General features: G+C 62.6%; 17 protein-coding genes and 2 pseudogenes. 4 read left to right on the plus strand and 15 right to left on the minus strand.

From position 1 onward, the window contains the following. The first annotated feature begins 214 nt into the window (after positions 1–214). On the plus strand, positions 215–418 hold the full coding sequence (locus FRZ40_RS39660; RefSeq protein ID WP_028365899.1) for a DUF2970 domain-containing protein: 204 nt from the start codon (positions 215–217) through the stop codon (positions 416–418). Between the two features lie 407 nt (positions 419–825). Here the strand turns inward: FRZ40_RS39660 and FRZ40_RS39665 are convergent. Continuing rightward, a pseudogene (locus tag FRZ40_RS39665) lies at positions 826–1,014 on the minus strand (fasciclin domain-containing protein); the annotation flags it as partial. A gap of 534 nt (positions 1,015–1,548) precedes the next feature. Here FRZ40_RS39665 and FRZ40_RS45575 point away from each other — a divergent pair. Next, a pseudogene (locus FRZ40_RS45575) lies at positions 1,549–1,638 on the plus strand (GNAT family N-acetyltransferase); the annotation flags it as partial. A gap of 210 nt (positions 1,639–1,848) precedes the next feature. On the opposite strand, the gene FRZ40_RS39680 reads toward FRZ40_RS45575, so the two are convergent. Beyond that, positions 1,849–2,166, minus strand: coding sequence for a chaperone modulator CbpM (locus FRZ40_RS39680; protein ID WP_147237932.1), 318 nt, complete (start codon positions 2,164–2,166; stop codon positions 1,849–1,851). 6 nt (positions 2,167–2,172) lie between these two features. Continuing rightward, on the minus strand, positions 2,173–3,114 hold the full coding sequence (locus tag FRZ40_RS39685) for a DnaJ C-terminal domain-containing protein (protein WP_147237933.1): 942 nt from the start codon (positions 3,112–3,114) through the stop codon (positions 2,173–2,175). A 191-nt stretch (positions 3,115–3,305) separates the two neighbouring features. On the opposite strand from FRZ40_RS39685, the gene FRZ40_RS39690 reads away from it, so the two are divergent. Continuing rightward, positions 3,306–4,838 carry a phytoene desaturase family protein gene (locus tag FRZ40_RS39690; RefSeq protein ID WP_147237934.1) on the plus strand — a complete coding sequence of 511 codons (1,533 nt, stop codon included), beginning with the start codon at positions 3,306–3,308 and terminating at the stop codon, positions 4,836–4,838. A 481-nt stretch (positions 4,839–5,319) separates the two neighbouring features. Here FRZ40_RS39690 and FRZ40_RS39695 read toward each other — a convergent pair whose 3' ends face one another. The 11 genes from FRZ40_RS39695 to FRZ40_RS39745 form a co-directional block, all read right to left on the minus strand. Then, positions 5,320–6,609 (minus strand): mandelate racemase/muconate lactonizing enzyme family protein, encoded by a 1,290-nt coding sequence (locus FRZ40_RS39695; RefSeq protein ID WP_338048195.1) that lies wholly within the window; start codon positions 6,607–6,609, stop codon positions 5,320–5,322. Positions 6,610–6,677: 68 nt separating this feature from the next. Beyond that, positions 6,678–7,610, minus strand: a complete 933-nt coding sequence (locus FRZ40_RS39700; protein ID WP_147237935.1) for an amidohydrolase family protein — start codon at positions 7,608–7,610, stop codon at positions 6,678–6,680. Between the two features lie 2 nt (positions 7,611–7,612). Further along, entirely contained in the window at positions 7,613–8,935 is a 1,323-nt protein-coding gene (locus FRZ40_RS39705; RefSeq protein WP_147237936.1) for an MFS transporter, read from the minus strand. A gap of 12 nt (positions 8,936–8,947) precedes the next feature. Continuing rightward, the gene (locus tag FRZ40_RS39710; RefSeq protein WP_147237937.1) at positions 8,948–10,186 is read right to left on the minus strand and encodes an MFS transporter; all 1,239 of its coding nucleotides are present in this window, start codon (positions 10,184–10,186) and stop codon (positions 8,948–8,950) included. Continuing rightward, positions 10,183–11,466, minus strand: coding sequence for an MFS transporter (locus FRZ40_RS39715; RefSeq protein ID WP_028365908.1), 1,284 nt, complete (start codon positions 11,464–11,466; stop codon positions 10,183–10,185). Before FRZ40_RS39715 ends, FRZ40_RS39710 begins: the two co-directional genes overlap by 4 nt. After that, positions 11,463–12,509, minus strand: coding sequence for an amidohydrolase family protein (locus FRZ40_RS39720; RefSeq protein WP_147237938.1), 1,047 nt, complete (start codon positions 12,507–12,509; stop codon positions 11,463–11,465). Before FRZ40_RS39720 ends, FRZ40_RS39715 begins: the two co-directional genes overlap by 4 nt. 12 nt (positions 12,510–12,521) lie before the next feature. Then, positions 12,522–13,673, minus strand: a complete 1,152-nt coding sequence (locus tag FRZ40_RS39725) for a porin (protein WP_147237939.1) — start codon at positions 13,671–13,673, stop codon at positions 12,522–12,524. Between the two features lie 44 nt (positions 13,674–13,717). Further along, on the minus strand, positions 13,718–15,097 hold the full coding sequence (locus FRZ40_RS39730) for an MFS transporter (RefSeq protein WP_147237940.1): 1,380 nt from the start codon (positions 15,095–15,097) through the stop codon (positions 13,718–13,720). Between the two features lie 55 nt (positions 15,098–15,152). After that, on the minus strand, positions 15,153–16,079 hold the full coding sequence (locus FRZ40_RS39735; protein ID WP_147237941.1) for an SMP-30/gluconolactonase/LRE family protein: 927 nt from the start codon (positions 16,077–16,079) through the stop codon (positions 15,153–15,155). Positions 16,080–16,101: 22 nt separating this feature from the next. Then, on the minus strand, positions 16,102–17,049 hold the full coding sequence (locus FRZ40_RS39740) for an NAD(P)-dependent oxidoreductase (protein WP_147237942.1): 948 nt from the start codon (positions 17,047–17,049) through the stop codon (positions 16,102–16,104). Continuing rightward, the gene (locus FRZ40_RS39745; protein WP_028365914.1) at positions 17,049–17,747 is read right to left on the minus strand and encodes an RraA family protein; all 699 of its coding nucleotides are present in this window, start codon (positions 17,745–17,747) and stop codon (positions 17,049–17,051) included. The genes FRZ40_RS39740 and FRZ40_RS39745 overlap by 1 nt, the downstream gene beginning before the upstream one ends. Positions 17,748–17,912: 165 nt before the next feature. Here FRZ40_RS39745 and FRZ40_RS39750 point away from each other — a divergent pair, with 165 nt between their 5' ends. Continuing rightward, entirely contained in the window at positions 17,913–18,623 is a 711-nt protein-coding gene (locus FRZ40_RS39750) for an IclR family transcriptional regulator (RefSeq protein ID WP_028365915.1), read from the plus strand. A 23-nt stretch (positions 18,624–18,646) separates the two neighbouring features. Here FRZ40_RS39750 and FRZ40_RS39755 read toward each other — a convergent pair whose 3' ends face one another. Then, the gene (locus tag FRZ40_RS39755; protein WP_147237943.1) at positions 18,647–19,378 is read right to left on the minus strand and encodes an IclR family transcriptional regulator; all 732 of its coding nucleotides are present in this window, start codon (positions 19,376–19,378) and stop codon (positions 18,647–18,649) included. Between the last annotated feature and the right edge of the window lie 88 nt (positions 19,379–19,466).

The raw sequence follows: 19,466 nt of genomic DNA on the forward strand, positions 1-19,466 counted from the left end.
TCAACATCAGGACGGGGCGAAATCCGCAAGCTTCGTACTGTGATAAAGGTCGAGTGCCTCGGTCGGTCAACGTGAAAGAGCGACCAGGAGATTCCAACTCGTCTCGATGCGACGAATTGACACCCCTGCTTACATGGTTTTGCGCGAATCTGCTGCTGTTTCCATTTCGTGGATGCGCCGATCATCGTCCACGTAAATCAACTGGAGCAGCACCATGGAAATCCTTCGTCTCGTCCGTATCGTTCTGTCAGCCTTCTTTGGCGTGCGCAAGCGCGCATCGCACGAAGCCGACTTCGCGAACATCAACATCGTGGCACTCCCCTTCGTAGCGGTTTTTCTTGCCGCGTGTGTTGGAGGTTGCATTTTTGGCGTCGTGCATTTGATCGCACATTCGACGAGCGCAATGCAGGGCTTCTGATCAGGACCGCCCAAGACATCACTTTCCGGGTGCGAGTCGGAGGCAGATCGCAACAACAACTTCGAGGGCCGCGTCTCCAGTCGGAGCATCAACAGTCTAGCCACTTTGCCAGCGCAGCCGCGGTTGCACCACACGGAACGCCTGCCAGTTCCTCGATAGATGTGCATCGAAATCGAACGAGGACTCAGCAGGAAGGATCGCCACGGGTATCCGGCAGCAGTTGCATGACTGATCGCTCTGAATGCTTCGAACAGCGAGCGGAAGTGGGCAGCGAGGTACCTCTCGCGAGGGAGGCGTCCTCGATGTGTTCAATGCGTCGATTGGAGGCCTGCCTTCCGTCGACACTGCAAACCGGCCACAGTTCGATCGGTGAATCCAGAATGGCAGCACCTCCTTTCGTCGCAATGTCACCGTGGCATGAGCACCTTGTCGACGACCATGATGACGCCGTTGCTCTGCATCACGTCATACGTTGACATGTTGGCCGTGTGTCCCGACTCATCGGCAACCGTGATGTTGTGCGGACCATTCTCCGAGAACATCAACATCTCCCCATTCACGGTCTTCAATTCTGCCCCTCCCCCGCCTGCCTTGAAGCGCACATCACGTCGGATTCAACTCGCCCGAGGCCAGTATCTGGCCTGTGGGCTGGCCCGTTGGCGAGCCGCCCCGCGGTTCAACGACACGGCAAGGATGGCTTTCGTGCCTATCAGCGAAACCATTTGCGGCGACAACGACACCGAGACAGGCGCGTCAGCCGCGAACACGCTTAGCGGAATCGGCTTCGTGCCCGGTGGAATCAGCCAGAGTTCCGGCGAACGGTCTGCGGCGACTTATGGGACCACGGCCGGTACGATCACTAGGCTCGCATGCTTGATGCCGATCGTTGCCGTCCAGTACGCGACCCCGTCGTTGCGCGCAATCCTCGCGACGAGGTGACCGTGCTGAACCACGGCCCTGACAGACTGCTGCACCTCGCGCAGCACGACGAGATTCACCGCTAGCAGCGAAAGCGCGGCGATGCTGGCTCCGATGCCCAGCCAGCGCCACAGACCGAGGCTATCCCACCATCCACCGCGGATGCGGCGCACTGGCGTAAGGACGCACAAGTCGCTCTGGATGCGCGTCCCACGACGACGCTGCATCGCGCGTTTGCGCGTCTCGGCATGATGGGCCTGAACTGCACCTGTGTGGATCAGGACGTCGCTGTACCAGGCCGTGCAAGCAACGGTGCTTCGCCCGTCGGCCGCACGCGCCATGTACATCCCAAGCGGTTTCACGAGGTCAGCGACGCGGCGATGGGCAGCCGCGCCGAATGCGTGAAGCACAACAAAGGTCCATATATGCTGGAACCACTGCGATTCCTCACCGACGTGATCGAGCGGATTGAGGAACACCACCGCAAAAAGATCGTGCGCCTTCGCCACTGTTCAATTGTGGCGCAAGCGTCTTGAGGGAATCTTCAGCGCTTCGATTTCGTCGAGCAGATCGAGCGCGAGTGCAATGCCCGGTGCGTTGATCTGAAGATCGCGAGCCAGCCGAAATGCGGTGTGCGCGCGCCGCAGCGAGGCGCCGCTGAACCGCCATGTCTGCGGCGCGGCGCCTTTCGGCTCGAAGGCGCCCTCAGCAACCCACAGCATGATTTCCTCTTCCGATGCGCCACTCGCTCGACTCAGCTCGAGGAGCGTGAACTCAACGTTTTCATCGACAATCTGAGCCGACAGACAGCTCGCTTCAAATTCTTTCATGATGAACTACCCATAAAATCGCGCACGCGGATCGAAATTGAATGCTTGCCGCATCGTGTCGTATGCTGCTTTAGCCGAATCGGTGTCGGCTGGCGGCAATACGATGTTCAAGATCGCGTACATGTCGCCGGGCGGATTCCCGGGAATTCCCTTGCCCTTGAGCCGCATTCGCGTGCCGCCTGCCGAGCCCTTCGGCACGGTCATTTCGATCCATCCATCGGGCGTCGGCACTGTTACATGCGCGCCAAGCGCCGCTTCCCATGGCGCTACCGGCAAGTCGAGCGAGACATCGGCGCCATCGACGCGAAAGCGCGCATGCTCGCGAAACGCAATTTCCAGGTAGAGATCCCCCGCTGGCCCGTCCCCGATACCCGTTCCTCCCTGGCCGGCAAGCCGCAGGTGCTGCCCGGCCCGTACGCCCTTCGGAATCGACACATTCAAGGTACGTGATTGCAGCGAGACATGACCGTGTGCATCGATAACCGGCAACTGCAGGGAGATCGAGCGTTTTGCTCCGCGATAGGCGTCCTCGATATCGATGAACACCTTCGCGTGGTGATCCTCTCCCATCGCGTGCGAGGGCCTGCGCTGTGCATGCGCCGTTCGCGCACCACCAAACATTGCTTCGAAAAACTCGTTGAGACTTGAATGCGTGGCGTCCTGCTGACCGGCACCACTAAACTCAAAACCTTCATCCCAGTTCGGGGGAGGCTGAAACTCTTCTCCGCTGCGCCAGTGGGTGCCCATGCGGTCGTAGGCGGCGCGCTTTTCCGGGTCCTTGAGTACCTCATAGGCCTCGCCCAGTTCCTTGAAACGATCCTCTGCGTCGGTGTGCTTGCTGACGTCCGGATGGTATTTGCGCGCGAGCTTGCGATAGGCGCGCTTGATGTCCTCCTGAGCAGCCATACGCTCAACGCCCAGGATCGCGTAATAGTCCTTGTATTTCATCTGAACAATATGCCAGTGAGGAATACACGAAAGTGGTCATCCGGCGAGACACAACCGGATTCGCTCTGCGCTTGATACAGATCAACAGTAGCACTGAACTGCGCCGCACATTGGTCGACGGGTGGTGGATGTCTCCATTCCCATACATTCATCTACTCCCTTAGCTCCCTCACCTCGCAGGAGTCGCCGCCATGAGTCCCATTCCCCGGAAAGTCGTCATCATCGGCGCCGGCATTGCCGGCCTGTGCGCTGCTGTTTACGCCCGCAAGTGCGGGTACGCGGTCACCGTGCTCGAGCAGCACGAACGTCCCGGCGGACTCGCCACCAGCTGGCAACGTGGCGCGTATACGTTCGAGGCCTGTCTGCACTGGTTGCTTGGGTCGAATCAGCACGACTCGATGTACACGTTATGGCGAGAGGTGTTCGACATTGACCGCATGCACTTCGTCTATCCCGAAGAATGGATGCGTGTAGAAAGCGAAGACGGCAAGCGTCTGTCCATCTACTCGAATCTCGAACGGCTCGAAGCGGAGCTGCTACGGCATGCCCCCCAGGACGAAGCACACATCCGCCACTTCGTGCATGCCATCCGCAGCCTGAGCGACTGCCCGCTGCCATCGCAGGGTGGCACGTGGCAGCACCGGTTCGCGACCGGGCTGCAATTTCTCCGCCGCGTGCCTCTTCTGCAAAGCCTCTCGCACATCACGTCCGAAGCCTATGGCAAACGATTTAGCGATCCCTTGCTACGGGGCTTCTTCGGCGAAGGAGAGAATGCACAGCTTGCTGTGCTTGCGCTCGTTTTCGCACTTGCGTGGAACACCAACCGGAATGCCGGCTACCCTACGGGCGGCTCGCAAGCGGTGATTGGTCCGATCGCACATAACCTGCAACAGCTCGGCGGTGTGTTGCGCACGGGTGCGAGCGTAAAGGAGATCCTCGTGGAAGACGACACGGCGGTGGGTGTGACGCTTGACGATGGCGAGCGCATCGACGCGGACTGGGTGCTCTCCGCCGCCGACGGGCACACGACGATCTACGATCTGCTCGACGGTCGGTATGTCGGGCCGCGCATGGCCCACGTCTATCGCACGTACAAGACGTTCCCTTCGTTCCTGCAGGTGAGCCTCGGCGTGGCACGCGATCTTTCGCAGCAGTGCGGATACGTTATGAGGCTGCTTGACTCGCCCCTTGAAGTCGATCCGCAAACAGCGCTACATCAGATTGCCTTCCGGCTGTTTCACTATGACCCAACGTTCGCACCCGTCGGCAAGACCGCTGTGACGTGCACCTTGCCGACGCGCAACGTGGAATACTGGTCGCGGTTGAGCGAGCACGACCCACAAGAATATGAAGCGGAAAAGCGGCGCCTGGCGAACAGCGTGATCGCGCTTTTCGATGCGTGGATACCCGGCGTGCGCGACGCGATAGAAATGGTCGACGTGTCGACACCCGCTACCGTTGTCCGTTGCACGCGCAACTGGCAAGGCAGCATGGAAGGCTGGTTGCTCACGCCTCAGACGGGTATAAGACCATTGCCACCCACGCTGCCGGGCCTGCGGAGATTCCTTATGATCGGCCAGTGGGTGATGCCCGGCGGCGGCCTGCCCTCCGGCCTGATCACCGCGCGGCGCGCGGTGCGCCGCATGTGCCGGCAGGACGGCATCGCTTTCGCGCCGGACGAACACGAGAAGACGACGAATGCAGCGGGCGATTTTCCGGCGTGACGCAATTTGCCAGCCATAGCAACGTTGCATGGCCGCGAGGCCACCAGCCATACGGCAGTAAGAACGGCCGACACGCGTCGTCTGGTCAAACCGTCGCGGCTGCCACGGACTTCCTCAAGAAGGCGGTCGTTCGCCGGGCAGAGATGATTTAAGCGAATCTCTGTTTCGGTCGACGACGCGGAAATCGAGTTTTATTTCCGAATGGCCGTTACTAAAGGCAAGTGTGACCTTCGAAGACTGCCCCTGTACACCGGGCAATGTCTCAAGTTGACCGATTGCCGACTATGCCCGCCCAGGCAAGCCGCGATATGTTCGCTCCGCTTCGAAATCACACACAAAGCAACAACCATCGGCATCATGGCTTCACATGCAAGACTGTCTGGCGGTCCTGAGATCAGGTAGGAGGCCTATGTCCTGACATGCGAAAGCAAGAATTTTTCATTCCCGCCGCGGGCACCAGAAGTGATTCCGAATCGCCGTATCAGGCTGATTCCCGGACCGTTGCATCGGCGCGAAGCCTGATCTCTGGACGAAGCGCAGTGCCAAGCCCCGGAAGAACGGGCGCCTGAACCATGCCGCGCTCGATAACGGGAAGTTCGGTGACGAGATCGCGATACCAGGTCGAAAGCGTTGCGCGAACGACCTCCTGGTAGATCGCCGTGGACGCATGCAGCGCGAGATGCAGTCCCGCCATCAGCGTGACAGGGCCGGTGCAGTCGTGAGGCGCCAGCGCGCGCCGGTGCGATTCGGCGATGGCCGCAATCTTTCGTGCTTCCGTCAGTCCGCCACACCATGCAGGGTCGACCATCACAATGTCAACGGCATTGGCGGCCATCAACTCCCGGAATTGCGTACTTCCAGACAACGTTTCGCTGCCGCAAACAGGCACGCGCACGCGTGAACGCAGGTCCGCCAGCGCCTCGACGTCGTGCATCCTGTTGATCGGGTCTTCCACCCAGAACACGCCGAAATCCTCCAGCGCGCGACAGATGCGCTCGGCGGGCAAAGCACCCCACAGGCTGTGCAGTTCGCACATCACTTCGATCTCGTCGCCGACTGCCTGGCGAATCTTCCGGAACGGCTCCAGGCCTTTCTTGAGATCGGCAAGCGACAGGGTTTGTCCGCCTGTCGCCGCCGCGAAGACGTCGAACGGCCAGATCTTCATCGCGCGATACCCCTCTTCCAGCAGGCTCAGCGCGAGACGGCCCGCGTCCTGATTGAACGCGATCTGGTCGTCATATGGACCTTGCGGCGCGTCTTGCCGGGAGATCACTCTTCGCGACGCGTTGTCGCTGTTGTACGAGTAGCCGGCACAGGTGTTATAGGCCTGGATTTCGAGCCGGTTCGCTCCGCCAATGGCTTCGTGGACGGGAATGCCATGACGTTTCCCCTTGATGTCCCACAAGGCGATGTCGACCGCACTCGCGGCCCGTATCTCCGCGCTCGCTCCCTGGAACCCCACGTACGGGTTGAGCAACTGACGGGAAATCGCATCGATGCGGCGCGAGTCCTGCCCGATGATCTGTGACGCGACCTGTTCGTGAATGACGGCTTCCACCGCCTGCGCGCCGCGAAACGTTTCGCCGAGGCCAATCAGTCCTTCGTCGGTTTCGACTTCGACCCAGATGAGATTGGGTCTTTCCGCGATACGCAGGGTGCGAAGCTTCGTGATTGTTGACATGGCACTGAGAGCGTCCCTAGAAGAGTTGTCGCGATACTTGAAGGGCTCTCCGATCGCCGTCGAGGAATCGATCGCGAAAGCCAGTGACAACCCATTCTATGCGATGACGATTGCGGCATCCGGGACCATCCGATAGCGACGGTCGCCGGTTTGCGGCATCACACGAACCCGTACAGCTTCGCCGGGTTGGTGACGAATATCAGATGCTGCCAGTCCGGGCGCCCTATCCAACCCGCGAACGTGTCCAGCAAGCTCGCGTCGTCCGGCTTGTGAGTCTTCTCCGTCGGGTGAGGCCAGTCGCTCCCCCAGAGCATCCGCTCCGGCGCCATGTCGATCAGCGTTTTCGCGACGGGCGCAACGTCTTCATACGCGGGCGCACCCGTCTTGCTGTCGACGTACGGCCCTGACAATGTGATCCACGTTTTGCCTTTTTCAACCAGACGTCGCGCGGTACGCAAAGCGTCTGACGACAGCCCGCCGGGTTGCGGAACATGCGCGATATGGTCGATCACAAGCGCGCAAGGCAGCGCCGACAGGTGACGTTCGAGTTCAGGCAGCCGCGCGCCTTGCACGACCAGTTCGATATGCCACCCGAGATCAGAGATGCGCGCCGCGAGCGGCGCAAGCATGTCGAGCGTCGTCGCACCCGGGTAGCTCAGGTTGAAGCGAATCGCACGAATGCCGCCCCGGTCCAGGCTCCGCAGTTCCGCATCGCTCACCGAACTGTCGATGACGGCAACGCCGCGCGCGTTGCCGCCGAACTGCCTGATGGCTTCGAGCGTGCAGCGGTTATCCGTTCCATACGTCGACGGTGTGACAACTACGTTGCGCTTCAGGCCAAGCCGCGTCTGTAGAAGCCGGTACTGAGCGGCCGTCGCATCCGGCGGACGCAGCGTCGTGCCCGGCGCAACCGGGAACCGGTCGTCGTAGATATGCATGTGACAGTCGATGGCGCCTTCGGGCAGCATGAATGCCGGCCGTTCCGTGCCGCTCGACCACGTTTCTTCGGCACTTGCCACTTTCGGCAGCGCAGCCGACATCAGCGCGGCGCCGGCGAACTGAAGGAATTCGCGTCTCGTAGCGTTGCTCATGCTCAGATGGTCTCCGTCTTGCCAGCGAGACGGTTTGCCGAACCGTTGCGCGTGAGCAGCAACAAAGTCGCGACGCTCACGAGCGTGAGAATGGCGAGCGGCATCAACGCCAGCGCGTAGCTCCCCGTCGCATCCTTCACCCATCCGTAGACGTTCACCATCAATCCGCCGCCGAGCAGATTCGCGATCGCATTGACCGTTGCGAGACCTGCCGCCACGGCGCTGTTCGACAGCATGTCGGTAGCCAGCGCCCAGAACGGGCCCTTGAACGAATAGGCGCCGACGAGCACCGCGCACAGCATGCAGATCGTCGGCAGGAGCGAGCCGCTCAGCGACGTCGCGAACAGGCCCACGCCGATCAGCAGCATCGGCACGACGGTGTGCCAGCGACGTTCACCCAGACGGTCCGAGCGCCGGCCCCAGTAGACCATCAGGACGGAAGCGACTGCGTACGGGACCGAATTCAGCAAACCCGTCTGCATGACGGAAAGTCCAAACGACTTGAGCAGTTGCGGCTGCCACACCGACAGCGTGCTGCCCGCCGCCGACGCACACGTATCGACGAGCGCGAGACACAGCACATAGCGATTGCGGAACAGTTGCGCGAGGGGCAGCGACGGTACCTTCTTCGGCGCGTTGTGCCCGGTGACGAGCGCGTTGACGAGCCATGTGCGCTCGTCGTCGTCGAGCCATTTCGCGTTTTCCGGTTTGTTGGTCAGCATGAACAGACAGGCAACGCCGAGCAGCACCGTCGGAATGCCTTCGAGAATGAATAGCCAGTGCCAGCCGCGCAAACCCCAGAACCCGTCCATCTGCAGGAGCAGCGCCGAAATCGGCGAGCCGATAAAGCTCGCGGCCGGAATCGCAACCATGAACGTCGCGACGATGCGAGCCCGATACGAAGCCGGAATCCAGTACGACAGATACAGCAGCACGCCGGGAAAGAAGCCCGCTTCGGCGGCGCCCAGCAGGAAGCGCAGGATATAGAACGACGTCGCGTTATGCACCAGCGCGGTCGCCGCCGACACGATGCCCCAGGTAATCATGATCCGCGCGATCCAGATCCGCGCGCCGTACTTTTGCAGCGCGAGATTGCTCGGCACTTCACAAAAGAAATAGGAAATGAAGAACAGGCTGCTGCCGAAGCCGAAGACCTTCGCCGACATGCCGAGGTCGTGATTCATCTGAAGGGAGGCCATGCCCACGTTGCCCCGGTCGATAAAGGCAAGCAGGTAGCACACCATCAGGAAGGGAATGAGTCGCCAGACGACCTTTCGTATGGTCCGGCGCTCGATCGCGGACTTGTCCATGAATCCAGTTTGCATTGTTGTCTCCGATTATTGTGCGCCTGCGCGCTGATTCGTGAATCGTTGCCACGCGATGACGGCGATGACGCCGCTGGCAAGCACCACTGCCATGGCTGCGAAGGTGTGTCGTACGCCTAGCGCTTCGGACGCGGTCCCGACGAGCAGATAGCCGAATGGCATCGTGCCGTTGTAGGCCATCCCATACATGCCGACGAGCCCGCCGCGCACGTGTTCCGGGCATTGCCGCTGGATGGTCGCGTTCGTCGAGGTGGCCGCGAACGTGAGGCTGAAGCCGAGTGTGTAAAAGGCGGGTATCGTGGCTGCCGCCTCCGGCGTCGCGGCGAGCAACGCGAGGGCAGCGACGGCCGTCCACGGCGCCCACGCGATGAATCTCCGCGACGCCAACGGGCCGATCGCCGAAGAAAGCAGAATCGCCGCGCTCAACGAACCCGCGCCCGCGCACGCGAAGAACACGCCCGTAAAGCGCGCCGCGTCGTGGAACCCCTGGTCCGCGAGCAGCGGCACGAGCGTCTGGTAACTGCCGGCGAACAGGCCGACGCACGCAAGTACCGGCAGATAGCGCGCGGAGAACGCATCGGACATCACGTAGCCGACCGCGTCGCGCAGGCTGCTGTCCGCGCGCGCGGGCCGCGCCGCCGAGGCCGTTCTGATCGAACGCACGCACGTCGCCATGAAGCAGAGCGCCAACGCGTAAATCGCAAACGATGTTCTGGGTCCGAGCGTCGGATAGACGAAGCCCGCAATCGTCGGGCCGACCATGCGGCCGACGTTATAGACCATCGTGTTCATCGCGACGGCATTCGACGTATGTGTCGAATCCTCCAGGCTCGTAAGCAGCAGAACCTGACGCGCGGGCGTCTCGACTGCACTCGACACGCCGATGGCGAGCGCATGCGCGAGTATCAGTTTCACGCCGAGCACGCCAAGCAGCGACAGCGTGAAGAGACTGCCCGTCAGCACCAGCGATGCCGTCAGCACGCACAGCGTCGCGCGCTTCGCGTTGGCCGAACTGATCCGCGAGCCGGCGATCGGCGCGACGATCAGCTGCGGTCCGTACAGCAAGAAGTTCAGCAGCGCGAGAATCGCCGCGGACCCCGACAGGTGATACACGAGCAGGTTCAGCGTGACGTTCTGCGTCCAGCTTCCGAGCACGGACGCGACCTGCCCGCTCAGATACCGTCGCAGCGATGCCTCGGCAAGCGCTGGAAACAGCTTGCTGACGAAGCCGGTTTGTGCGGCCATCGTCATGACAGCGCCTTGCCGCGCGTTTCGGGCGCGAAGAATACGACGACGGCTGCGGCGACGAAGGCGACGATGGTGGTCGCGAGTCCGAGCACGAATCCCCCCGACGTCGACGCGAGCGCACCGATGATCAACGGCGCGATAAAGCCGCCCAGACGGCCGCCGTTATACGCGAGGCCCATCAGGAATCCACGCGATGCCGTGTTGCCGATAATCTCCGCGAGGAACGGACCCGTCCCCGCGAAAATGCCGTTCACGCTGAAGCCGGTCAGAAAGATCGCGACCATCAGCAGCAGTGCATCCGACGACAGGATGTACACGCCCACGGCCCCCGCCCCGACCAGCAGATAGGCAAGGAACATCGGACGTCGGCCGAGCCGGTCGACGAAGGCCGAAAACAGCAGGAATCCGCTGATCGCGCCGAACTGCAGCGCAAGCACGAACTTCAGGCTATGCACGAAGTCGAGGTGCTTCACCGTGACGAGAAACGTCGGTGTCCACGTGAAGACGCCCCAGTACAGGTACTGCAGGAAGAAGATGAAAGCGAAGGCCGTCAGCAGTCCACGCACATTGAGCTTGTCGCCGCTCGCCGCGTTGGCGCTTTGAACCGACGCCTTTGCGTGCTTGCGCTCCAGCCAGATCGGCGATTCAGGCGTTTTTCTTGCGACCCAGAAAAGAATGAAGAACGGCGACGCTCCGATCAGAAAGAGCAGACGCCAGCTGTTTCCGCCGAGTCCATCGTTCACGCCGCTGACGATGCCTGAGATCGTGATGGCCAGAATCGCGCCGATGGGCAGGCCCATCTGCATCAGCGCGCCGCCCTTGCCGCGCCGGCTCGCGTGCCATGTCTCGGCAATCAGCGCGGCGCCCGCCGTCCAGGTGCCGCCCATGCCCAACGCGCCGAAGAAGCGCAACGTCGCGAACCAGTGCTCGTTCGGCGCGAACGCAATCAGGCCCGAGAACAGCGAATAAATGCCGACACAGAGCAGTGCGGTGCGCACGCGTCCCAACCGGTCCGACACATAACCGAACAGAATGCCGCCGACGATCTGCCCCGCCGCCGTGATGCTCGTGAACAGACCGAGTTGCGCCTTGCTCAAGCCGAACTGAAGGGCGAGCGTCGGCAGAAGAAGCGAAAGCAGAAACGAGTCGTAGCTTTCGAACGTCCAGCCGAGTCCTGCGAGCGAGAGCGAGCGCCACTCTGTACCCGTGATGTTTCTCAATCCCTTTGCTTCGGCGCCGTCCTTGAATTCGGTTGTCGCGACAGTTGCGCTCGTCGTCTTCATGTGTTGTCTCCGGGAATCGCGAGGCGATAAGTGGCCGCCGCAGTCCGGCTGAAGAGCGCGGCTTTTTCATCGGCGGACATCGCGGACGCGAGTCTTTTGAAGGCGTTCCACAGCACGCCGTAACTGAACATCCCTTTGTCGACGGGGAAGTTGCTCTCGAACATGCAGCGATTCGCGCCGAACAGTTCGACGCAGACTTCGAAATACGGCCGCCACGCAAAAGCCAGTTCCCCGGACGAAGGCGGCAGCTCGCGCGCAGCGAAGTCGAAGCCGAACACGTTCATGCCCGCGCCGCCGAGCTTGATGCGCGTGTTGGGCAGGCTCGCGAGGCGCGCGAGTTTCTGCTTCCATTCGGCATGAACGGCCGGGCGCTGACCAGCATGTGGACCGACGCCCAGCGGACCGCCAAAATGATCGATGACGACGCTCACGTGCTCCGCAGCACGTGCGAGGTCATACAGATCGTCGAGCTGCGTGTGATAGACCCACGCGTCGAGCGACAGGCCGAAACGGCCCAGCGCCCTCACACCCTGCCGGAAAACCGGACTCGCCATCCGGTCGCACGGCGGCGTCACGGGGCTCGAACTCACGTCGGGACTCGCATGCCACGCGAGCGGATTGCGGATGCCGCGCAGGCGACCGCCGGATATCTGCAACATTGCTTCGAGCACGGCATCGAGTTCCGCGCCCAGCGTCAGATCCGCGCCGCCGACGATCGCCTCGCAGCAGCGCGCCGGTCCATACGCGCCGCTCGCGAACATCGCGGCGATGCCGTTGGCGAACTCCACTTCGCCAACGGGCTTCATCGCCTCGGGGCCGTCATGTCGCAACATCGAGCGGCATTGCACGTAGACCGTCGACACGACCCGATGCCCGCTGGCCACATCGTTGCCGAACTCATCCGCGAGATACCGCCCGGTCTGGCGGTCCCACAGATGATGATGGGCATCGACGATGGCGAGCGCCGGTTCGAGCACCGGCTCGTCGCGCAGCGCGAGCCACTCGGGACGGACGGGCAAATGAGGCGCGTGGACGATCTGCATGACAATCGCCTCTTAAAACTTCTGGCGCATGCCGATGACCACGCCCGTCTGGTTGTGCCCGGCTGCGACCGTTCCATAACCGTTCACTCCGAGCGCCGAGCCGCCCTTGTTGTGCGCGAAGCCGGCCGTCGCGTAGACATCGGTGCGCTTCGACAGCAGGTAGTCTGCGCAGAGCACGGCGAGCCACGGGTCGGCGCTGGTCGAATGCACGTCCTGGTAGTAGGCCGTTGCCGTCAGAACGAACGCTGGCGTAGCAAAGTACTGCGCACCCGCCCAGTAGAGGTTCGCAGCGCTCGCTTCCGAGCCGTTTGCAACGACAATCGGGTTCACAGGCAGGAACGCATTCGACGCACGCAGATAGCGGTAGCCCGCGAAGCCCTTCACGGGTCCAATCACGTACGAAGCGGCTGCCGTCGCGCGACGTTCAGTGCCCGTGTTGGTCGCGACCGTGTTGCTGTTGCGCTGCTCGTACGACACGCTCGCCGCGAGCGGGCCTTGCGCGAACGTCAACGCGCCGCTGAAGAAGCGCCCGGTGATTTGCGCGCCCGGCACTTCGGCGCCATAGCCCGTGTCGTAGCGCGTGCTGTACATCGCCTGCGCCGTCAGCGGGCCGAATACGCCCGTGTACTTCGCCGAGTTGTCGATCCGCGCGGCCATCGCGTAGTCGAGCGACAGCACCGAGTAGCGCGACGACGCACCCATCGGATCGAACGCAACCGCCTGTTCGTAGAGCAGTGAGTTCTGCCGGCCGAACGTCAGTTGCTGGCCTTTATACGAAAGACCGACCCACGCCTGCCGGCCGAACAGCCGTGCCGTCGTCGTCGCGTTCGCACCCAGACCCCTGGTCGATTGCGCGGTCGTGCCGTCATTGATGTTGAAGCCGTTCTCCAGCTGGAAAATGGCCTTCATGCCGCCGCCAAGGTCTTCGACGCCCTTCAGTCCCCAGCGCGAACCGGACAGGTTGCCCGACACTTCGCGCGTTTGTGCGCCGCCAGCACTCGTATTGTTGATGTGCTCGACGCCAACGTCCGCGATCCCGTACAGCGTGACGCTGCTTTGCGCATGCGCGGCGCCGCACGACAGGCTGACGCCTGCGGCTGCGAGTGCGCCGAACATCAGGCGGGCGTTCGTGTTGACGTTGTAGCTGGCTTTTTTGAACAGCATGGAGTCTCCAGACAGTGTTTATGGATTGGTTTTGAATGCGTGGATCAAACCTTGTGAGCCGAAGGCGCCTCGCCTGCGTCAGCGCCCGGATCACCGAGCCAGGCGATGGTCAGCGCGCCGAGCAGCAGCACGCCCGAGACGGCGAGCAGCGGCACGGTGAATCCGCCCGAGAACTGCTTGAGCGCGCCGATCATCGACGGACCGACAAAGCCGCCGAGATTGCCCACCGACACGATCAGCGCGAGACCGCCGGCAGCGGCTCGCCCGGTGAGGAAGCCGGACGGAATGGCCCAGTACGTCGCCTGGAAAGCGAGAATGCCGCTCACCGTGAAGCAGAGTGCGACCAGCTTGAGCACGGGCATATCGATGAACGTGCTCGCGCACAACGCGACGGCCGCCACGACCAGCGCGCCAGCGACATACGGAATGCGGTTCTGCGAGCGATTCGCGACGCGTGCCCACCAGAGCATCACGACCGCGCCGATTGCATACGGAATCGCCGTGAGCCAGCCGACGACCGCGTGCTCGACGCCGAACTGCTTGATGATTTGCGGCATCCACAGACCGACGCCGAGCGACCCGACGATGCCGCAGAAGTTGATGAACGCGAGCACGAACACACGCCAGTTGGTCATCGCATCGCGCAGATTGCTGCCGTGACGTGCGCCGATATCGCCCTGTTCGAGCGCGAGGCGCTTCGCCAGCGACGACTTCTCTTCGTCGCTCAGCCACTTCGCTTTTTCGGGGCGATCGGCCAGCACGAACAGACAGGCGATGCCGAGTATCACAGCGGGCACGCCCTCGATCAGCAGCAGCCACTGCCAGCTGCGCAGCCCGTGCCAGCCGCCGAGTTCCAGCAGCGAGCCTGAAACGGGCGAGCCGATCATGTTCGCAACGGGAATGCCGACGAGAAACGCGGCCGTGACCTTCGCGCGCCACTTGCCCGGAAACCAGTGCGTGAAATAGAGGTAGATGCCGGGCGTGAAGCCCGCTTCGGCGAGACCGAGCAGGAACCGCGCGGCGGCAAAGCTCTTCGGGCCGACGACGAACGCCGTCGCCATCGAAAAGAGGCCCCACGTAATCATGATGCGTGCGATCCACACGCGCGCCCCGACCTTCTGCATGATCAGGTTGCTCGGAATCTCGAACAGGAAGTAGCCGACGAAGAACAGCCCTGCGCCGAAGCCGAACTGCTCGGCCGTCAAGCCGAGATCCTTGTTCATCGTCAGCGCGGCGAACCCGACGTTGGTCCGGTCGAGATAGCTGATGACGTAGCAGATGAAAATGAACGGCAGGATTCGCCGGAATGCCTTGGCGAGCGTGCGCTCGCTGGCCGCGTAGTCCTCGCTCGCGATGCCGGGGGCGGGCGGCGTCTCTTCGCGCCGCGTGGCGCCGTCGGCGCGCAGCGTTTGCGACATGGTCATGTTTGCTCCTCCATCGCGCTTCTGTCGGCGCAACGTATTAATGTGAAGCGGGCGCTCAGGTCCGCCTGGCCAGCTTGGGAAGCGGTCCGGCAATCGTCATTCCGGCTTTGAGAACCGTTCCCGAAACCGACTCGGTCATGAACAGCGTCTTCATGTCCGCGCCGCCGAAACAGAGATTCGTAAGCGAAGCGCCTTCCGGGCTCGTCAGGATTTCGACGGGTTCGGCGCGATGGTTCAGCACCCACGCGCGACCGAGTCCCGGGTTCGCGACGAAGAGTCGCCCTTGTGTATCGATGGTCAGTCCGTCCGGACCGCTCGGACCGTACGACGTAAAGAACTGCCCGACCTTGCTGACGGAACCATCCGCCTGAAGCGGCACGCGCCACACGCAGTTGCCGCGCGTCATGCCGACAAAGAGAACCTTCTCGTCGGGCGACAGCACGAGTCCGTTAGGACTCGGGCAATTGCCGAGCAGCATGTCGAGCTTGCCGTCCGCCGACAGCCGGTACACACGGCCCGTCGGATCGTGCAGGCCGGTTTGCCCCTGATCGGTGAAGTAGAGATTGCCGTTCGAATCGAACGTCAGGTCGTTCACGCCCCGAAAGCGCTCGGAGTTGCGCCGCTCGAGAAACGGACGCACTTCGCCGCGCGCGATGTCGAGCAGCATCAGGCCGTTGCGATAGTCGGTGATGAGCAGATGCGCATCGTCGAAACGCTTCATCCCGTTCGGCTCGCCGTCGTATTGCACGACGAGTTCCCACTCGCCCGAAGGCGAAATCCGGAAGACGCGGCCATGCGGGATGTCGGTCACGAACAGATAGCCTGCCGGGTCCCACACCGGGCCTTCGAGAAACGAGTCCGTGGCGAGGCCGCCGCGATTGGCGCGCGCCCAGTCGGTCTGGACGTCGGCTTTGCGGAATTTGTCCGGCATACGCGTGAAGACTTCGGCTGTGCGTACTTCGGGCGAGACGAGATAGAACATGATGGACCTTCTCTTGCGTACTTCAGGCTGCGTTGCGGGCGTGTTCTTCGACGACGGCGAGAACATTGGCGGCAGCGCCCTTGCCCATGTTCACGTACGCGGCATCGCTCACGCCGCCGATATGCGGCGACAGGATCGCGTTCGGAATCTGCTGGAACGGATGCGGATTCGTCATCGGTTCGACGTCGAAGCTGTCGAGACCGGCAGAGCGCAACTGGCCACTGGCGAGCGCCCCGGCGAGCGCGGCTTCGTCGATCAGACCGCCGCGTGCGGTGTTGACGAGAATTGCGCCGCGCTTGAACTGCGCGAGCGTGTCGCGGTTAAGCATCTGGCGGTTCTCCGCCGTCAACGGGCAATGCAGCGAGACGATGTCGGACGCGGCGTACAGCTCGTCGAGCGACACCAGCTTCACCCCGGCGGGCGCTTCCTTCGCGTACGGATCGAACGCGAGCACGCTCATGCCGAACGCGGCGCCGATCGCTGCCACGCGTCGGCCGATCGCGCCCAGTCCGACGAGGCCGAGCGTGCGCCCTTCGAGTTCGAGGGACTTATGTGTGGACTTGTCCCAGTGACCTTCGCGCATGCGCGTATCGAGCTGCGGCACGGATTTGGCGCACGCGAGAATCAGCGCCCACGCGTGCTCCGCCACAGCGGCGGCGTTTGCACCGACGGCTGCGCGCACCGCGATACCGCGCGCGGCAGCGGCCGCCTGATCGATCACGTCGATGCCGCTGCCGTGCTTCGAAATCACCTGCAGGTTTTCGGCGGCGTCCATGATGCGGGCGTTGACCTTGCCGTACCGGACGATGATCGCGACAGGCTTGTGCTGCGCACACAGCGCGACGATGTCGTCTTCCGTTGGCTGCTTGCCCGCGAACACGACGTCGAACCGGCTCAGCATGTCGAGCGCTTGCGGCGCGAGGTCGGCAGCCGTCACGAGGACGACGGGTTGATGCGAAGCCGTCTGCATCACAGCGCCTCGCCTTCTGCCAGCATGCCCGCCGCACGCAGTTCTTTCTCGATCCAGCCCGGACGCACATCGCCCTTGTGAATCGCCGCGATGCGCGCCGTTTCCATGTCGAGCTTTTTCTGCGCGAGATCGATGATGCGTGCGACGTCGTTGCGCGGAATCACGACCACGCCGTCCGCGTCGCCGACGACGAGATCGCCCGGGTTGATGGCCGTGTCGCCCGCCGAGATCGGCGCATTCACGAGTCCCGCGACGCTTTTGGTCGGACCGCAGGGATTCAGGCCCGCTGCGAAGACCGGGTAGTCGCCGTTGGCAAGCTCGTGCGCGTCGCGCACGGCGCCGTCGATGATGATCCCCGCGATGCCGCTCGCCTTTGCCTGCGTCGCCATGATTTCGCCGATCAGCGCGCAGGAGAGATCGCCCTTGCCGTCGACGACGATCACGTCGCCCGGCTTCGCGATGGAAAGCGCAGCATGGATGGCGAGGTTGTCACCGGGACGCACTTCGACCGTGACGGCCGGACCCGCGACCTTCATGTTCGGCGACAGCGGCTTGACCCGGCCGTGCAGCGTGCCGCGACGGCCCGCGACGTCGGCGAGGATCGCGGCCTGATAGCGGGCAGCGGCCTCGACCAGCTCAGGCGACACGCGTTCGATATTGCGATTGATGGCGGAAGTACGGACGGACGTAGTGCTCATGGATTTCACCTCAATTCGTGAGTTGTACTCTGTACAACGATGGTGTACGGTGTGAAATCACTATAGCCAGCGAAGACGTGTCGAGCCACTAGCGTTTACCCTTTTACGGTATAAACCATCGTTTTACTGTGTACAATGCAGCGGAACGAATGACGGGAGGCAGAAATGGGAAACGACGGAGTCGTCGCGGTCGAGAAAGCGCTTTCGCTGCTGGACTGCTTCAAGCCAGGAGCCGAGTCGCAGTCGCTCGCGATGCTCTCGCAAGCGTCCGGCATGCACAAGACGACGGTCTACAGATTGATGAACTCGCTGGAGCGAATGGGTTATGTCGTCCGCGCGCAATCGGGCAACTATTCGCTGGGGCATCGCGTGCTGTACCTGGGCAAGCTATACGAGCAGTCGTTCCATCTGTCCACGGTGGTGGAGCCGGCGCTGCACGCGCTGGCCGCGCTGACGAAGGAGAGCGCATCGTACTACGTTCACGACAACGGGCAGCGGCTTTGCCTTTTCCGGGCGGAGCCGTCCGAAGGTCTGCGTGAAACGCGGCTCGCGGGAACGACGCTACCGCTCGACGACACAGCCATCAGCCAGGTGATCCGCTTCTGGGGACTCGGCGAACCGATTTACGACGAGCCGCCTGCACTGCCGATCTTCACGGCGGGCGCGCGCGACGTACATACGGCCGCGTTCGCCGTGCCGATTTTCGGCGCTGGCGACAAGTTCATGGCGGCGCTGACGCTTTCCGGTCCCGCGTCGCGCCTTAGCGCCGCGCATACATCAGGCGAGCTGGATAGACCGCAACTGGACGCGGCCGCTGATCTGTCCCGGAAGCTCGGAGCGAGTGTCGCGTTCTGCGAGAACATCTACGGCACGTGACCGCCGCTTCAGCAAAGGCATGGTCAGGTCGACGAGCCGCTCGTCGCCTGGCTGTAGACGCGCTCGCACAACGCCGCGCTGGCGCCGAGCCGGCGCGACAGATCCATCGCGGCACTGACGTGCCGTGCAATGGACGAACCGTCGGTACGGGCCGCTTCCAGACTCGATGCCGCGCCTGACAACGTCAAGGCGGCCAGGAACTGGTCGCCGGCGCCGAAGACCGGCAGCGCGGATGCGGCCGTATGCACATTGCGCGCACCGGACTTGAAGATCGGAAGCGCCGGAGCGCAATCGAAGACGGGCTCTTCGAGCCCCCAGTAGCGGAGTACGTCGCTGGTGGGCGTGTTGTCGAAATCTCGCACATCGCCGGGGATTCGCGTGATACGCAGCCCCTCCACCGGGTCCACCCTGAACAGACAGAGCCATCTGCCACGCTCGACGACGGAGTAGGACGCGCTTGCGCCCGTCGCCGTCGCAAGATCGCGCAAAGTCGGTTCGACCATGGCCGACAGGCTGAACGACTGCTCGTAGAGCTTGCCAAGATAGTGCAGTCGATGCCCAGGAGAATAGATACCTTCATCTGAGCGGATGACGTAACTCATGCGCTCGAGCGAATTCATTAGCCGATAGACCGTGGTGACGGGTATGCCCGTCGTCTTGGCGAGCGCTGCAAGAGATAACGATTCCTTGCCCGGCTGGAAGCAATCGAGCAGGGACAAGACCTTTTCGACGGCGGCAACGCCCGTGTTGCTCAATGATGCCTCATTGTTTCGGCAGTTCCATGAATGAACTCGCCCAACTTCTCTCACGCATTTGCAGAACGAACAGTTGCGCATTTCGCCA

Origin of the sequence: Paraburkholderia azotifigens (genome assembly GCF_007995085.1) — a bacterium.
In the GTDB taxonomy this organism is placed as follows: Bacteria; Pseudomonadota; Gammaproteobacteria; order Burkholderiales; family Burkholderiaceae; genus Paraburkholderia; species Paraburkholderia azotifigens.

Bases quoted from the DNA above. Each gene is read 5' to 3' on its own strand.
- FRZ40_RS39660 (WP_028365899.1), top strand. From the start codon at position 215: ATGGAAATCCTTCGTCTCGTCCGTATCGTTCTGTCAGCCTTCTTTGGC.
- FRZ40_RS39680 (WP_147237932.1), bottom strand. From the start codon at position 2,166: ATGAAAGAATTTGAAGCGAGCTGTCTGTCGGCTCAGATTGTCGATGAA.
- FRZ40_RS39685 (WP_147237933.1), bottom strand. From the start codon at position 3,114: ATGAAATACAAGGACTATTACGCGATCCTGGGCGTTGAGCGTATGGCT.
- FRZ40_RS39690 (WP_147237934.1), top strand. From the start codon at position 3,306: ATGAGTCCCATTCCCCGGAAAGTCGTCATCATCGGCGCCGGCATTGCC.
- FRZ40_RS39700 (WP_147237935.1), bottom strand. From the start codon at position 7,610: ATGAGCAACGCTACGAGACGCGAATTCCTTCAGTTCGCCGGCGCCGCG.
- FRZ40_RS39705 (WP_147237936.1), bottom strand. From the start codon at position 8,935: ATGCAAACTGGATTCATGGACAAGTCCGCGATCGAGCGCCGGACCATA.
- FRZ40_RS39710 (WP_147237937.1), bottom strand. From the start codon at position 10,186: ATGACGATGGCCGCACAAACCGGCTTCGTCAGCAAGCTGTTTCCAGCG.
- FRZ40_RS39715 (WP_028365908.1), bottom strand. From the start codon at position 11,466: ATGAAGACGACGAGCGCAACTGTCGCGACAACCGAATTCAAGGACGGC.
- FRZ40_RS39720 (WP_147237938.1), bottom strand. From the start codon at position 12,509: ATGCAGATCGTCCACGCGCCTCATTTGCCCGTCCGTCCCGAGTGGCTC.
- FRZ40_RS39725 (WP_147237939.1), bottom strand. From the start codon at position 13,673: ATGCTGTTCAAAAAAGCCAGCTACAACGTCAACACGAACGCCCGCCTG.
- FRZ40_RS39730 (WP_147237940.1), bottom strand. From the start codon at position 15,097: ATGACCATGTCGCAAACGCTGCGCGCCGACGGCGCCACGCGGCGCGAA.
- FRZ40_RS39735 (WP_147237941.1), bottom strand. From the start codon at position 16,079: ATGTTCTATCTCGTCTCGCCCGAAGTACGCACAGCCGAAGTCTTCACG.
- FRZ40_RS39740 (WP_147237942.1), bottom strand. From the start codon at position 17,049: ATGCAGACGGCTTCGCATCAACCCGTCGTCCTCGTGACGGCTGCCGAC.
- FRZ40_RS39745 (WP_028365914.1), bottom strand. From the start codon at position 17,747: ATGAGCACTACGTCCGTCCGTACTTCCGCCATCAATCGCAATATCGAA.
- FRZ40_RS39750 (WP_028365915.1), top strand. From the start codon at position 17,913: ATGGGAAACGACGGAGTCGTCGCGGTCGAGAAAGCGCTTTCGCTGCTG.